The sequence below is a fragment of the Aeromonas sp. R1-1 genome (genome assembly GCF_040908495.1).
Taxonomy (GTDB): Bacteria; Pseudomonadota; Gammaproteobacteria; order Enterobacterales; family Aeromonadaceae; genus Aeromonas; species Aeromonas veronii.
Genome location: NZ_JBFODV010000272.1, coordinates 38,873 through 53,025, shown reverse-complemented (window position 1 = coordinate 53,025; position 14,153 = coordinate 38,873). Strand labels below are relative to the sequence as shown.

Annotated in this window: 12 protein-coding genes and 2 pseudogenes; 9 read left to right on the top strand and 5 right to left on the bottom strand. The window is 57.1% G+C overall.

What is annotated here, in order from left to right:
• The 3 genes and pseudogenes from AB5Y92_RS18540 to AB5Y92_RS18530 form a co-directional block, all read right to left on the bottom strand.
• A pseudogene (locus tag AB5Y92_RS18540) lies at positions 1-99 on the bottom strand (IS1595 family transposase); the annotation flags it as partial.
• A 90-nt stretch (positions 100-189) separates the two neighbouring features.
• Complete coding sequence (locus tag AB5Y92_RS18535; RefSeq protein ID WP_368227348.1) at positions 190-531, bottom strand: RT0821/Lpp0805 family surface protein; 342 nt, start codon at positions 529-531, stop codon at positions 190-192.
• Positions 528-1,946: a hypothetical protein gene (locus AB5Y92_RS18530; RefSeq protein WP_368227347.1), complete on the bottom strand. Its 1,419-nt coding sequence runs from the start codon at positions 1,944-1,946 to the stop codon at positions 528-530. The genes AB5Y92_RS18535 and AB5Y92_RS18530 overlap by 4 nt, the downstream gene beginning before the upstream one ends.
• Positions 1,947-2,252: 306 nt before the next feature.
• On the opposite strand from AB5Y92_RS18530, the gene AB5Y92_RS18525 reads away from it, so the two are divergent.
• From AB5Y92_RS18525 to AB5Y92_RS18505, 5 genes are all read left to right on the top strand, one after another.
• Positions 2,253-3,491: a uracil-xanthine permease family protein gene (locus AB5Y92_RS18525; RefSeq protein WP_368227346.1), complete on the top strand. Its 1,239-nt coding sequence runs from the start codon at positions 2,253-2,255 to the stop codon at positions 3,489-3,491.
• 551 nt (positions 3,492-4,042) lie between these two features.
• Entirely contained in the window at positions 4,043-4,774 is a 732-nt protein-coding gene (locus AB5Y92_RS18520; RefSeq protein WP_005334783.1) for an ABC transporter substrate-binding protein, read from the top strand.
• A gap of 64 nt (positions 4,775-4,838) precedes the next feature.
• Positions 4,839-6,365, top strand: a complete 1,527-nt coding sequence (locus AB5Y92_RS18515) for a methyl-accepting chemotaxis protein (protein WP_368227345.1) — start codon at positions 4,839-4,841, stop codon at positions 6,363-6,365.
• Positions 6,366-6,741: 376 nt separating this feature from the next.
• Positions 6,742-7,515, top strand: a complete 774-nt coding sequence (locus AB5Y92_RS18510; RefSeq protein ID WP_368227344.1) for a transcriptional regulator — start codon at positions 6,742-6,744, stop codon at positions 7,513-7,515.
• A 10-nt stretch (positions 7,516-7,525) separates the two neighbouring features.
• On the top strand, positions 7,526-8,044 hold the full coding sequence (locus tag AB5Y92_RS18505) for a hypothetical protein (RefSeq protein WP_005353702.1): 519 nt from the start codon (positions 7,526-7,528) through the stop codon (positions 8,042-8,044).
• Here the strand turns inward: AB5Y92_RS18505 and AB5Y92_RS18500 are convergent.
• Positions 8,034-8,453, bottom strand: coding sequence for a GNAT family N-acetyltransferase (locus tag AB5Y92_RS18500; RefSeq protein WP_144714606.1), 420 nt, complete (start codon positions 8,451-8,453; stop codon positions 8,034-8,036). The two genes, AB5Y92_RS18505 and AB5Y92_RS18500, sit on opposite strands and share 11 nt — an antisense overlap.
• Positions 8,454-8,613: 160 nt before the next feature.
• On the opposite strand from AB5Y92_RS18500, the gene AB5Y92_RS18495 reads away from it, so the two are divergent.
• Positions 8,614-9,114 carry an SRPBCC domain-containing protein gene (locus AB5Y92_RS18495; protein WP_139741077.1) on the top strand — a complete coding sequence of 167 codons (501 nt, stop codon included), beginning with the start codon at positions 8,614-8,616 and terminating at the stop codon, positions 9,112-9,114.
• Between the two features lie 205 nt (positions 9,115-9,319).
• Here AB5Y92_RS18495 and glk read toward each other — a convergent pair.
• Positions 9,320-10,291, bottom strand: a pseudogene (gene glk, locus AB5Y92_RS18490) (glucokinase); the annotation flags it as partial.
• Between the two features lie 347 nt (positions 10,292-10,638).
• On the opposite strand from glk, the gene AB5Y92_RS18485 reads away from it, so the two are divergent.
• The 3 genes from AB5Y92_RS18485 to AB5Y92_RS18475 all read left to right on the top strand — a co-directional run bounded on the left by AB5Y92_RS18485 (position 10,639) and on the right by AB5Y92_RS18475 (position 14,095).
• Positions 10,639-11,493: a MurR/RpiR family transcriptional regulator gene (locus AB5Y92_RS18485; RefSeq protein ID WP_005334759.1), complete on the top strand. Its 855-nt coding sequence runs from the start codon at positions 10,639-10,641 to the stop codon at positions 11,491-11,493.
• 163 nt (positions 11,494-11,656) lie between these two features.
• On the top strand, positions 11,657-13,096 hold the full coding sequence (pyk, locus tag AB5Y92_RS18480; protein ID WP_005362071.1) for a pyruvate kinase: 1,440 nt from the start codon (positions 11,657-11,659) through the stop codon (positions 13,094-13,096).
• Positions 13,097-13,309: 213 nt separating this feature from the next.
• Positions 13,310-14,095, top strand: coding sequence for a hypothetical protein (locus AB5Y92_RS18475; protein WP_368227343.1), 786 nt, complete (start codon positions 13,310-13,312; stop codon positions 14,093-14,095).
• Positions 14,096-14,153: the final 58 nt, after the last annotated feature.

Below are 14,153 nucleotides of genomic sequence, written 5' to 3'. Positions count from 1 at the left end.
GGTGTGGGGTGCAGTAAGCTCCTGCTGAGCAACACGGCGCTGGCGCAGGGTTAACTGGGGAAAAAGGGACAACAGGTGTTGAAAGGCTGGGGTATCCATGATGGTAGACCTCAAGGTGATGGCCTACTTCAAGATTAGCCTTTCAACACGTAATTGGGACAGAGCTTTTCGTTTACCCCGTGGCATTCACTAAGTTCGCAATGGCCGCCAGCGCCCTTGCTGATTGCGACAGGCGGTATCCTGCCACTGCTGGCTCGCCTTGCCGATATAGAGTTGCTCGCGATAGTCGCGACACCACTCCCCGCTGATATGGCGGAAGGTGCGCAGCGGGGTGACGCTACCCGAGTGACGGTTAGCTGGATTGAACCAGGTGAGGCTTTGGCCTTTGGTACGGGTTTCCAGCGCCTTGGCGAGAGCCTGATTGGCCAGTTGAACATCTGCCTTATCCATTTGATGGTAAAGCGGCGGAGTGTCGACCGTGGCGCAGCCAGCGAGGCCGAGCAGGAGGAGTGTTAGCAGATAACGCATCATGGTTGCCCCTGTTGGCGAAAGCCGTTGTTGAGCAGCGCCCGCTCCTGCTCATCGGTAAGTACTTGCTGGCGATCATCGACCGTGCCATCACCTCTTAGTTTGTTGCCGTTGGCATCGACAGCATCCACGCCGTTGTCATCGACCGTGCCATCACCCCTGAGCTGGTTGCCGTTGGCATCGACAGCATCCACGCCGTTGTCATCGATGGTTCCATCACCCCTGAGTTTGTTGCTGTTGGCATCGACGGCATCCACACCGTTGTCATCGATGGTGCCATCACCCCTGAGTTTGTTGCCGTTGGCATCGACGGCATCCACACCGTTGTCATCGATGGTGCCATCACCCCTGAGCTTGTTGCCGTTGGCATCGACGGCATCCACGCCGTTGTCATCGACCGTGCCGTCACCTCTGAGCTTGTTGCCGTTGGCATCGACGGCATCCACACCGTTGTCATCAACGCCATTGCCAAACCCGCGGCCACCCCCATGGCGTTCTCCCCCTGCATGTTTTTCTCCACCAGCATGCCGTTCACCTCCACCATGCTGCTCTCCGCCGGCATGCTCGCTCTGGCCGCCACTGTCATCGCTGCCCCCATCGCTGTCGCTGCCACCGCCGCTGTCGCTGCCACCACCGCTGTTGCTGCCACCGTCGCTGTTGCTGCCCCCATCGCTGTCGCTGCCACCGCCGCTGTTGCTGCCACCCCCGCTGTCGCTGCCACCGCCGCTGTTGCTGCCTCCGCCGCTGTTGCTGCCTCCGCCGCTGTTGCTGCCTCCACCACTGCTGCCCCCACTGCCACCATCGCCATCTTTGTTGTGAACGATCAGCTCATTGGCGATGTAGCTGTGGCTGCCATCGAGCAGCAGATTGAAGAGTGCGGTAGTGGGAGATGCCTCGATCCAGCAGAGTGACTCAACCAGCAGTAATTCCGGCTGGGGTTGCAGGGCCAGATTGCCCGTCACCATGGCAGGTGCCGGGCGACACATTATCTGCATGCCGGTAAATAGCGGCAGCACCGCCAGTTGCGGGTTTTCGGTTCGGGTCATGGCCGGTGAGATGGCCGCCCAGCCCCGGGTGGTCAGCAGAGGGTGCTCTGCGGTAAAGAACGGGGGCAGATCATTGATCCCGTAGAGTCTGCGCTTGCCCAGTATGACCCGTTCGATCGCCAGGATCCGGTTACTGCCGCCGTGCTGATCCAGCACCTGTTCACCGACCCGGAGCGTTTCTATCGGGCGGGTGGAACCATCGGCCATCGTGATGCGAGTGCCGGCGATAAAGCAGGACTTGGCATAGGCCTGATTCATTTGCCACTCATTGTGGGCGAAATCATAACTGAACGGGTTCGCAAACAGGGCGAGTGCGATGGCCGAGCCAATAAGCAATCTGCGCTGGCTGGCCTTGAATGGGGGCTGTGACATGGGGACTCCTTGTCCATCTTGATTCACAGGATCCATTATAGAGCGCGCCCCTGGCGGCGGCATTTTTGACCATGAACACAATAAACATGATGGAAAAACGATTGGCGTTCGTCACAATAATGCGTAAAATCGCATACTCGATGCTTGTAGCAACGAATCCCGCCTAAAAAGCCAGTTTCATGCCCTTCCCAAGCAGTAAAAGGCAACAAGTGACGTATTTGTGTTCATTTTGTGCCTTGGAAAAGTCTTGTGATAACTGAAAAGTGATAAATATCCCCATCAGTTATCAAAAAATTAAGGACATCCATGTTTTCCTTAGTCAAGCAAAGTGTCGCCGGGCTGCAAATCCTGTTTGTCGCCTTCGGCGCCATGGTTCTGGTGCCCCTGCTCACCGGATTGAACCCCTCCATGGCCCTGCTTGGCGCCGGTGTGGGCACCCTGTTGTTCCAGCTCTGCACCCGCCGCCAGGTCCCGATTTTCCTCGGTTCCAGCTTTGCCTTCATCGCCCCCATCATCTACGCCACCCAGACCTGGGGATTGCCATCCACCATGTTTGGCCTGTTTGCCGCCGGTTTCATGTATTTCATTCTGGCTGCGCTGATCCGAGCAAAAGGGATGGGGTTTGTGCACAAATTACTGCCCCCGGTGGTGATTGGCCCGGTGATCATGGTGATCGGTCTTTCTGTGGCGCAGGTTGCCTGCAACATGGCGATGGGCCGCGCCGGTAGTGAGCAGGTGGTTCCTGCGGGAACTGCGCTGACACTGGCCGGTATCTCGCTGGCGGTCACCCTGATTGCAGCTGTGTTCTGCAAGGGGTGGATCAAGCTGATCCCCATCCTGTGCGGCGTGATTGCCGGTTATGTCTCGGCGGTCTTCATGGGCCAGGTGAGTTTCGATGGCATGGTGAACGCCCCCTGGTTGGCGCTGCCCCACTTCGAAACCCCGGAGATCAACTGGGCTGCTGCGTTGTTCATGTTGCCGGTAGCCATCGCCCCCTGTATCGAGCATATCGGTGGCGTGTTGGCGATTGGTGGCGTGACTGGCAAGGATTACAGCAAGGATCCGGGTTTGCACCGTACGCTGGCCGGTGACGGCATCGGCGTCTGCTTCGCCGGTTTCATCGGTGGCCCACCCGTGACCACCTACGCCGAAGTGACCGGTGCCGTGATGATCACTCGCAACTTCAATCCGGTTACCATGACCTGGGCTGCGGTGTTTGCCATCATTCTGGCCTTCTTCGGCAAGTTCAATGCGCTGCTTACCTCCATCCCGATGCCGGTGATGGGCGGTATCATGTTGCTGCTGTTCGGATCCATCGCTGCCATCGGTCTCAAGACGCTGGTGGAATCCAAGGTGGATCTGGGACTGTCACGCAATATCGCCATCGTCGCCGTGACTCTGACCGTCGGTGTCGGTGCGCTGGAGATGAAGATTGGCGACTTCGCGCTGGCCGGTGTTGGCCTGGCCTCCGTTGCCGCCATCCTGCTCAACCTGATCCTGCCTGCGCACTCCGAAGAGGGTGTGATGGACGCGGCCAAGGATTGAGTTCCACCAGACGTTCATCGTTGATTTGGAGAAGGCCACCTCGCGGTGGCCTTCTGTTTTTCGGGTATATCGCGCCACTTTTCGGCTCGGCGGAGCTCATCTGGAATCTAATTTGGAAGCAGATGAGGGGGTTAGCATTCTCATTTGACGTATCTCTTTTCGTGACCTTAGCTAAAGGACAGGTTTGGCTCTGAGGTCTCCTCGAGCAGTATGGGAAAATGGATGTTGGCGTTTTCTATCATTTCTCTTCCAGACCCCTGTCATAAAACGATGCGCTTTTTCTTTGCCACGGCGCTGTTGTATGGCAGAGGCTTATCCGCCCCACTCCGCACTCCCCTTATGCTGCCCTGGCATGTTTCCACCTCGATTTGTTGTGAGCCTGCCTCGCCGGTTGCGTTTCGTTGCGCACAGGCAAAATCCGGATCTGTTTGCTGCTGCACATGGGTGGGCGGCGAGCCGTGAAAGCCGGCATGACCCCAGCGGGTCAGACGTGCACCGCCATCGGTAACGGCGGATGTTCAGGGATGAATGGCAAGCAAAGCGAGGTTGCAATGAACTATCAACTGCTGTGGAAAAGTGCAATTTTTTCAGTCTCTTCCATGATGGCAATAAGCGCTGTTCAGGCTGCGCCACTGAACGTGATGACCGAGGATTACCCGCCATTCAACATGCAGGGGGAGGGGGGCAAGATTGTCGGGCTGTCGACCGAGGTGGTCGAAGAACTGTTCAAGCGTGCCGGGGTCGAATACAAGCTGACCCTGATGCCCTGGAAACGGGCGTACGAAGATACCCTCGGTACTCCCAATACCGCCCTCTACTCCACGACCCGCACTCCGGAGCGGGAAGCTCTGTTCAAGTGGGTAGGGCCGCTGGTCAATAACAACTGGGTGTTTTTCTCCAGCTCGACCGCCAATATCACGGTCAAGTCGTTGGAAGATGCCAAGCAGTATTCGGTGGGTGGCTATAACGGTGATGCGGCCGCCGAATATCTCAAGGCCCAGGGATTTGCCAAGTTGCAGCTGGCGGCCAACGACACCGCCAACGTGAAAAAACTGGAGGCGGGTCGCATCGATCTCTGGGCTACCGGCCAGTATCTGGCCCCCTATCTGGCCAGCAAGGAGAAGGTGGCCTCACCCAAGCCGGTCTTCGTGTTCAAGGAAACCCAGATGAGCTTGGCGTTTAACAAGGATACGCCCGATGAGCTCATCACCAAGCTCAACGAGATCCTCGCTGCCATGAAGGCGGATGGCACCATCGACAAGATCAATGCCAAGTACCAGTAACAGTACCAATAGCAAGTGCCGCTCAATGGCACTGCGCCGGCTGCCGTAAAACCGGGAGGAAACCATGGATTGGAAAAGTCTGACGTTCAGGATTGCCGTGTTGACCTCCCTGTCGGTGAGTCTGCTACTGGTGTTGTTTGGCGCTTACAACTACCACGCCGTCAAGGTGGAGAGCTACAGCAAACAGAGTGCGCTGGTCGAACAGGCCATCGGTCGGCTGCAGCTCTCCCTGCCCGGCCCGCTGTGGAATTATGAATCGGCCTTTATCGAGGCATCACTCAAGTCCGAGCTGGCGGCCGATATCCTGAGTGCTTTGCTGGTGGTCAACAAGGACAAGCTGGTGGCCGGGTTTGCCCGTGACACGGCGGGGAGCATTGCCCCCGTGACAGCCATGCCTGCCGATACCACTGCCTATGGGGGATATGATCTGGTCTATGACGACAGCGGCCAGAAAAACACCGTGGCCCGATTGCTGGTGCAAACCAGTGATGCCGCCATTCAGGCCCAACTGCGCCAGCAGTTGATCACCACCGTCTGGCAGATCCTGGTGCTCGATCTCTGCATCATCGCCCTGTTGATGGTGCTGATTCATCGCAACGTGCTCAGGCCGCTTCACCAGATGAATCAGGCGGTGTTCGATCTGGCCAAAGGAGAGGGGGATCTGACCCGGCGTCTGAAGATTAGCCGCCAGGATGAGATGGGCGCGTTGGCCACCAACATCAACCACTTTATTGCCAAGTTGCAGGAGATGGTGGCGGAGATCAACGAGCTCTCTGCCGGTGTGTTGCAAACCGCCGAACTCTGTGACTCCCTCTCGGCAGATACCCGGGTAGGCAGTGACGCCCAGCAATCCGAGCTGGATCAAGTCGCCACCGCCATTACCGAAATGAGTCAGGCTGTGCAGGAAGTGGCTGGCAATGCGGTGAAAACTTCTGGCGCCACCGATGAGGCCAACCTCTATGTGGAGCAGGGTTACAATCTGGCGGGCCATGCCAATGAGGCCATCCATCAACTGGTGGGGGAGGTGGAGCGAGTCGCCACCCTGATGCGCACCCTTTCGACCGAAAGCAGCAGCATTGGCACCATCATTGAGGTGATCAACGGCATTGCCGAGCAGACAAATTTGCTTGCCCTCAACGCGGCCATCGAGGCGGCGCGGGCGGGGGATCAGGGGCGCGGTTTTGCGGTGGTGGCGGATGAGGTGCGCACCTTGTCGGGCCGTACTCGCCAGTCGACGGAGGAGATCAGTGCCAGTATCAAGCGGTTGCAGCAAGCGACCCAGAATGTCGGGGCCGGCATGCAACAGAGTCAGGAGAAGGCATCCCGCGCCGGCATCGAGGCGGCAGATGTGCAGACATCGGTGGAGAAGATTAAAAATCAGGTCAGCCTGATCCGCGAGATGAACATGTATATCGCCCAGGCATCGGAAGAACAACACTCGGTGGCGGAGGCGGTCAGCCACAGTGTCAACCGGATAGCGACGCTCAACAGCGAGAGTGCAGCCAGAGTGGCAAAGGTTGCCGAGGCCAGCAGCGATCTGCGGCAGCTGTCGGCCCAGCTCGACACCCTGCTCAAGCAGTTTCGGGTCTAGTCAGTTAACTTCGCCCCGTTGGATCATCCTGCGGGGCAGGCCGGTTCCCATTAATTTGAGGCGTGGCGAGATGTCGTGAGGGGCAAGGTGCCTTGTCCACCAGCGTTTTTCGTCATGCCCATGTCACTGTTCAGCTGAGATTGGCGTGACTGTGATACGCGAAACTCGCAGCATCATGCTCTGCCCGATACGCAGTCCGACAGCGCTGGACGCATATTTCCATTTTCCCCGCTCATGCCTGCTTGCATCTATTGTGCCGTTGATCTCGACCCTTTAGAATTTCATTTAATTACAGCAAATCCTGAGCCGCCATCTGGCTTTATCAGGTGTGGAATCACATCTTCTTCATGATGAATGCAAATAACAGGTGGTTGGTATGACGGGGGTTGCGCCAGGCAATAACATATCAGCCTATCACTTCGGTGATTATGTCTTTGATGTCAAAAGGCGAGAGCTGATCTTCTGTGCCGACAAGGACAACTTGCAAAGCGCCCGGGTGGTGCGTTTGTCATCGGCAGAGAGCCTCATTTTTAGCTATCTGCTCGATCACCATGACGAGGTGTGCGACAAGGATCTGTTGCTCGAAATCGGCTGGTTGGGTCGCCCCATCAGCCCCAACTCCCTGAACGTGGCCATCGCCAATATTCGTCGCCACTTCACCTCATCCCCCCAGACGCTGGATATCAGAAGTACCCCGAAAAAAGGGTACTCCCTGCATCTGAACTGCAAGATGAAGAGCTATTACGGCAAGGCACTGCCAACAGAGAGTGAGCCCACGCCTGCAGTGGCTGCGCAGTCACCGTCGACACCAGCAAGTTCTGACCATGAGGTCATCAAAGAGCCTGCTGCCGCCGCTCCCCGTTCTTTTGGTGAGCGCGCCAAACTTGCCTTTCTCAGCGGTATCGGGCGGCCAATGCTGGCAAGGGGCCTGATGTACGTCAATCTGCTACTGGCTGTGCTGGTGGCGTTTTTCGCCAGCTATCTCCATTTCGAGTGGCTCCATGTTCACTGCACCGACTCGCCGACCGGCGTTGTTTGCCAGATGGAGGCACGGAGCGATGTGCCACCAGTCAAACCGGCATCGCTGGTGCTGGTCTCCGGCCACCAGATTCGCGTGCTCTCCTATAAAGAGCTCGAAAAAACGCTGTAAGGGATCTCTGATGAAACGAACGCTGAAAAATACCTTGCTGCTGTTGCCACTGCTTGTCGTGCTGCTGTTTGTGGTCGGGATGTTTATCAACAGTCTGGGCTGCCATTACGACCTGAAAATGTCGGCCAATGGAGTCAACTATCACGGGGTGTGCCGCTGGGGCAAAATTACCGTGATCGAAGAGGAGGAGGCGACCAGGGAGAAGTGGCGAGTGACCGGTTTTCAACTGACCTTCTTCAACCAGCTTGTTTACCTCATCGACAGTCGTACCCAACTGCACGAATCGGGTAACGATGACTCTTATCTCAATGAGTACAACCTGATCCAGTCGCAATATGCGTTGGTCAACTATGCCTGGGTGCCGCTGACTGAAAACAAGGTGGCGATCTTCCAGCGCGATCCGGTGCATGAGGTCGTGATTGCCCAGCGAGATGGCTGGTTCGATCTCTACCGCTGGTTCTTCCCCCCGGCACCGCTGGTGCCTGTTCAGCCGCAAAGCGCAGGTGCCGGGCGTCCCGCTAGTTTCTAAATAACTTGCACCAGGGGCCGGTGACCTCGCAATGGCCTGTCTCATCACTGTTTTGCCAGCCCAGCCGATGGTAGAAGGCTACTGCCGCCGTGTTGCGGGTCGCAACTTTGAGCGAGCCGTGCGGCGAATCAGCAAGGCCCCGCTCCAGCAGGGCGCGCCCTATCCCCTGACCGTGCCAGTCGCTTGACACATAGAGGTGATGGACGAAGTGATCGGGCTGCCAGATGGCGATAAAGCCGCAGATATTGCCCCCCTGCTCGGCTACCCACACCCGTTCACCTTTGGTCTGTTCCTCGAAATCCTCGAGTTGGAAACGGGCGGGATCGACCCAGTGAAAGGTGTGGCGGCGGCTCTTTAAAAACAACCGGGCCAGTTGGGGAATGTCGTGTTCTTCCATGAGCCGGATCATGATGCCCTCCCGGATCAAGCCAATGTTCATTGAGGCAGCTGCACAGCGGCAGGTTAATCGAGGCAAATGACAAGGGTGTGATTAAGCACTGTCCATTGTATTTGTCATGGGGCTATACTGCCGGAGTCCCTTGTATGGATGGCTTGAGGATCGCTGATTTATGGACAATAAACTGATTGAAGGCAACATTTTTGTTCCGGCGCACATAGACGATGTCTGGCACGCCTGGACTACCGAAAGCGGTCTGCGCAGTTTTCTGGCTCCCGAATGTTTGATGGTGGCCGAACCGAATGGTCCTTTCGAGATCTACTTCAGGCCTGATGCCCCGCTGGGTGAACGTGGCAGCGAAGGGTGCCGGGTCATGGCCGTCATGCCCTATGACCTGCTCAGTTTCAGCTGGAATTTCCCGCCCACCCTGCCCCATATCCGCCAGCAAAAGACCCAGGTTTGCCTGCGATTTGTGCCGGAAGGGCAGGGTACTCGCCTCTACTTCCTCCAGAGCGGTTGGGCCAATGATCCGGATTGGGATCAGGGTTATGCCTATTTTCGGGAAGAGTGGCTGGAGACCAGCCTGCCACGGTTGCAGTACCGTTTTACCCATGGTCCCATCGACTGGAACAATCCGCCAGACAAGGCGCAGTTGAAGGCGCTGGCCCAGTAATCCCAGGTGTCAGACATAAAAAAAACCGGCCAAAAGGCCGGTTGAAACAGTTCAGGCTTGTCAGGTGACAAACGTATCCAGCGGATGAGAGTCGCTTTCCACTCCTTGTGAAGCACAACACTCTTGGTTACGTGCGGCTACTTTATGCCATTCACACTGAATCGAGGCTGAACCATGGATGATCCCGCCTCGTTCCCCTCTTCAATCAGATAGTGATCCCCATCGACTGGCGCAAGTAAGCGCCCGCACCGAGTAGCCCCGGCCCTTCATGGGTGATCAGAAACACCGGGATCTCCTTGAGGTAGGACTTGAAGCGCCCCTTGTCTTCAAAGGCGACCCGGAAACCGGAACCGGTAAAGAACTCCTGGAAGCGCGGCACTATGCCACCTGCGATATAGACGCCGCCAAAGGTACCCATATTGAGGGCCAGATTGCCGGCAAAGCGGCCCATCAGCACGCAGAACAGGCTCAGGGTGCGACGGCAATCGAGGCACTCCCCGGCCAGTGCGCGCTCGGTAATGTCTTTGGGGGCAAACGGTTCTGGCTCACGGCCATCGGATTTCACCAGCCCGCGATAGAGATTGACCAGGCCCGGGCCGGAGAGGAAACGCTCTGCCGAGACATGGCCCAATTCGCCTCGCATTACTTGCAGTACCGCATCTTCCTCTTCGGTGTTGGCAGCAAAATCCACATGACCACCTTCACCCGGCAGGCTCAGCCACTGCTCACCCGCCTTGACCAGATGGGCGACCCCAAGGCCGGTGCCCGCACCATAGATGGCGATGGGCTTGCCCGCTACCGGCGCGGCGCCGCCAAGCTGGATGCGATCCGATTCAGCCAATACCGGCACCGCCATCGAGACCGCAGTAAAGTCGTTGATCACTTGCAGGCGTGCCAACCCGAGATTGCTCTGCATCTCGCTGATGGAGAACTCCCAGCTGTGGTTGGTCATGGCAACCCAGTCACCGTTGATGGGGCAGGCGATGGCAATGCAGGCTTCAGCCACCTGAACCTTGTGTTCCTCCAGATAGAGGCGTACCACGGCTTCAAGGCTGGGATGGGCCAGACCTGAGTAGGTCTTTGCTTGAGATATTGTACCGGTGGCCAGCTCACACAGGGCCAGACGCGCATTGGTGCCGCCGACATCGCCGACCAGCGCATGGGTATGCTGCATAACAACTCCTTCGTTACAGGATGGGGACGACTCTGGTGTCCCGAGATTATTGTTGGATTATGACGGCCCATTCTATCCGAGCTCAGGCTTGCTCACCCGCCGGATCGATACAAACGTGCGCCTGCTCACAGTGTTGTTGCTTTGCAACATTTGTAAGCGCTTTCATGGCTAGGTGACGTTTTGTAACGAAAAGTACGAAATAATTAGAGATGAGTCATACTTTGTATGGCAGGCGTTAGTTGCGATAACCGCTTGTCTTGTATAGTCCTTAGCTTGAATGGAAACTTGCTTAGCCGTAGATTGAGTGCAAAGACACTGAAGCTAAATTACAAAAACGCCTGGTGGTGATGATGAATACCCTTGATAAAATTACGAACAACTTGGAAAGTTTCAGTAAATCAGAACGCAAGGTTGCCGAGGTGATCCTGGCGTCTCCCCAGACCGCCATCCACTCCAGCATCGCTGCTTTGGCCAAGATGGCCGATGTCAGTGAACCGACCGTCAACCGCTTTTGCCGCCGTCTCGATACCAAGGGCTTTCCTGATTTCAAACTCCATCTGGCCCAGAGCCTGGCCAATGGCACCCCTTACGTAAATCGTCATGTGGAAGCGGAAGATGGGCCTGATACCTACACCGCCAAGATCTTCGAATCCACCATGGCTTGTCTGGATGCCGCCAAAAATAGCCTGGACATCTCTGCCATCAACCGCTGCGTCGATATCCTGACCCAGTCCAAGAAGATCAGCTTCTTCGGCCTTGGTGCCTCCTCCGCCGTTGCCCGCGATGCCCAGAACAAATTCTTTCGCTTCAACATTCCGGTAGTGAGCTTTGACGATATCGTCATGATGCGCATGAGCTGCATCAACAGCAGCGAAGGGGATGTAGTGGTGCTGATCTCCCACACCGGTCGCACCAAGGCGCTGGTCGAAATCGCCGCGCTGGCTCGCGAGAACGACGCCACCGTGATCGGTATGACCGCCAAGGACTCCCCGCTGGCCCGCGAGTGCAATCTGGTGCTCTCCATGGATGTGCCGGAAGATACCGATGTCTATATGCCGATGGCATCCCGCATCGCCCAGCTGGCGCTGGTGGATGTGCTGGCGACCGGTTTTACCCTGCGCCGGGGGATGAAATTTCGCGAAAATCTGAAGAAAGTAAAAGAGGGATTGCGCGAATCCCGCTTCGAAACCCCGCACTCTTCCTGAACCGTTGGGGGCTTCGGCCCCCGACTGTCTATGCCACCCGCCTTGGTGTAGTATTGTAATTTAATAACAAAAACCACCCAGATGGTTTGCAAACGGGTGCATCGAGCCATGGGCTTGATGGGGCAGAATCTCAAGTCATATCAACTTCATATTGGAGTCTTTCATGCCTAGACGTACAAAGATTGTAACCACACTCGGTCCGGCTACCGACCGCGAAGGGATCCTCGAAGGGATCATCCGCGCCGGGGCCGACATGGTGCGGATGAACTTCTCTCACGGCACTGCTGAAGACCATATCCTGCGCGCCAATCAGGTGCGTGACATTGCTGCCAAGCTCGGTCGTCACGTTGCCATCATGGGTGATCTGCAAGGCCCGAAAATCCGTGTTTCCACTTTCAAAGATGGCAAAATCTATCTGGCCATCGGTGACAAGTTCATTCTCGACGCGGCACTCGGCAAGGGTGAAGGTTGTCAGGAGCAGGTTGGCATCGATTACAAGAGCCTGCCAGACGATGTGGTACAGGGCGACATCCTGCTGCTGGACGATGGCCGTGTGCAGCTGAAGGTCGAGCAGGTTGAAGGCACCCGCATTCACACCACGGTGACCGTGGCCGGGCCGCTCTCCAACAACAAGGGCATCAACAAGAAAGGGGGCGGTCTCTCCGCTCCGGCCCTGACCGAGAAAGACAAGGAAGACATCAAGACCGCTGCCCGCATGAATGTGGACTATCTGGCTGTCTCCTTCCCGCGCTGTGGCGATGATCTGCGCTACGCCCGCGAGCTGGCCCGCGAAGCCGGTTCCAATGCCAAGATCGTGGCCAAGGTTGAGCGTGCCGAGACCGTCGCCACCGATGAGGCGATGGAAGACATCATCCTCGGATCCGATGCTGTGATGGTCGCCCGTGGCGATCTGGGTGTCGAGATCGGTGACCCCGAGCTGGTTGGCGTACAGAAGAAGCTGATCCGCCACTCCCGTCGTTTGAACCGTGTGGTGATCACCGCGACCCAGATGATGGAGTCGATGATCAATGCGCCACTGCCGACTCGTGCAGAGGTCATGGACGTGGCCAACGCCGTGCTGGATGGTACCGATGCGGTGATGCTCTCCGCCGAGACTGCTGCCGGTCAGTTCCCCATCGAGACCGTGACCTCCATGGCGAGCGTCTGTGTCGGTGCCGAGAAGCACCCGAGCCTGAACGTCTCCAACCACCGCATGAGCTACACCTTCACTTCCGTTGAAGAAGCTGTAGCCATGTCCACCATGTATGCGGCCAACCACCTGGAAGGGGTCAAGGCGATCGTGGCGTTGACCGAGTCCGGCACCACGCCGTTGCTGATGTCTCGTATCAGCTCAGGTCTGCCGATCTTTGCCATGTCTCCCCACAACAAGACCCTGGCCTGGACCAACCTCTACCGCGGCGTCACTCCGGTGATGTTTGACGGTGACGAGACCAAACCGGTCTACGAAGTGTGCCGCGACGCGCTGGCCGTGCTCAAGGAGAAGGGGCTGTTGCAGAGCGGTGACATGGTGCTGCTGACTCACGGTGACAAGATGGAAACCGTGGGTAGTACCAACACCTGCAAGGTGATGATGGTCGAATAAGCCCGTCCGGTTTTACTGTGCTTAAAAAGGCTGCTCCTCTTTGATGAGCAGCCTTTTTGTTAACCGCAGTCGGGCTGTGGCGGTATAAACAGGACTCAATGATTGCTTAACCGGATTCCCCTTCCGATAATGCGGGAGTGATTTTCAGCGGGTAGCCTGTTGTAGGTGATCCCCCTAGGTAACCCAGACACTCGACAATACGGGAGTGAAAAAATGAACAAGCGTAACTGGTTGCTGGCCCTGTCACTGAGTCTGGCCATCTCACCCTGTTATGCCGACTGGGCCAAGCTCAAGGCCGTAGCGTCCGATCTGGGAGCGGCAGTGAGCGAGACCAGCAAGGAGGTGTGGCAGGATGTCAGCGATTTCTCCAAGAAGAGCTGGGCTTCCATCTCGGCCTGGGGGGAAGATGCCTTCAATACCGCCGGGGTCTGGACCGACAAGAGCATCGCCACCGGCAAGGAGTGGCTGAAGGCGGCCGACAAGGAGCTCAACGAGATGCTCAACCCCAAGACGGCGAAAGAGGCGAGAGTTGCGCTCAATACCATGGCCGACACTGCGCTGATCCGGTTGTTCAACGAGCAGCCATCAGCCAAGTTGTTGTTTGACAAGGCTTATGGCTATGCAGTGTTCGATTCGCGCAAGTTCTCCCTGATGCTGCATACCAATCAGGGGACCGGGGTGGCGGTCAATCGCAAAACCGGCAAGCACACCTATATGAAGATGTTTGGTGCGGGTCTGGCGGCCGGGATTGGCGGCAAGTTCTATCAGCAGGTGATCCTGTTTGAAGACAAGGCCAGATTCGATGCCTTCGTGACCCAGGGGTGGGAGGCCACCTCCGAAGTGGGCGTGGTGGCCGGCAAGGAGAGCGCCGAGTTGACCGCCAAGTACAACGGCGGCATGGCCATCTACCAGATTGGTGAGAAGGGCCTGCTGCTCGATGCCAATATCTCCGGCTCCAAGTACTGGATTGACAAGGACTTGACTGAAACGAGCCGCTAATCCCGCCGTTATCGGTTGCTCACTGCACGCCATGCGCTTGTCGTGATCTTGCCAACAG

What these genes read in the sequence shown, in the direction of transcription:
- AB5Y92_RS18535 (WP_368227348.1), bottom strand. Translation starts at nt 531, where the DNA reads ATGATGCGTTATCTGCTAACACTCCTCCTGCTCGGCCTCGCTGGCTGC.
- AB5Y92_RS18530 (WP_368227347.1), bottom strand. Translation starts at nt 1,946, where the DNA reads ATGTCACAGCCCCCATTCAAGGCCAGCCAGCGCAGATTGCTTATTGGC.
- AB5Y92_RS18525 (WP_368227346.1), top strand. Translation starts at nt 2,253, where the DNA reads ATGTTTTCCTTAGTCAAGCAAAGTGTCGCCGGGCTGCAAATCCTGTTT.
- AB5Y92_RS18520 (WP_005334783.1), top strand. Translation starts at nt 4,043, where the DNA reads ATGAACTATCAACTGCTGTGGAAAAGTGCAATTTTTTCAGTCTCTTCC.
- AB5Y92_RS18515 (WP_368227345.1), top strand. Translation starts at nt 4,839, where the DNA reads ATGGATTGGAAAAGTCTGACGTTCAGGATTGCCGTGTTGACCTCCCTG.
- AB5Y92_RS18510 (WP_368227344.1), top strand. Translation starts at nt 6,742, where the DNA reads ATGACGGGGGTTGCGCCAGGCAATAACATATCAGCCTATCACTTCGGT.
- AB5Y92_RS18505 (WP_005353702.1), top strand. Translation starts at nt 7,526, where the DNA reads ATGAAACGAACGCTGAAAAATACCTTGCTGCTGTTGCCACTGCTTGTC.
- AB5Y92_RS18500 (WP_144714606.1), bottom strand. Translation starts at nt 8,453, where the DNA reads ATGATCCGGCTCATGGAAGAACACGACATTCCCCAACTGGCCCGGTTG.
- AB5Y92_RS18495 (WP_139741077.1), top strand. Translation starts at nt 8,614, where the DNA reads ATGGACAATAAACTGATTGAAGGCAACATTTTTGTTCCGGCGCACATA.
- AB5Y92_RS18485 (WP_005334759.1), top strand. Translation starts at nt 10,639, where the DNA reads ATGAATACCCTTGATAAAATTACGAACAACTTGGAAAGTTTCAGTAAA.
- pyk (WP_005362071.1), top strand. Translation starts at nt 11,657, where the DNA reads ATGCCTAGACGTACAAAGATTGTAACCACACTCGGTCCGGCTACCGAC.
- AB5Y92_RS18475 (WP_368227343.1), top strand. Translation starts at nt 13,310, where the DNA reads ATGAACAAGCGTAACTGGTTGCTGGCCCTGTCACTGAGTCTGGCCATC.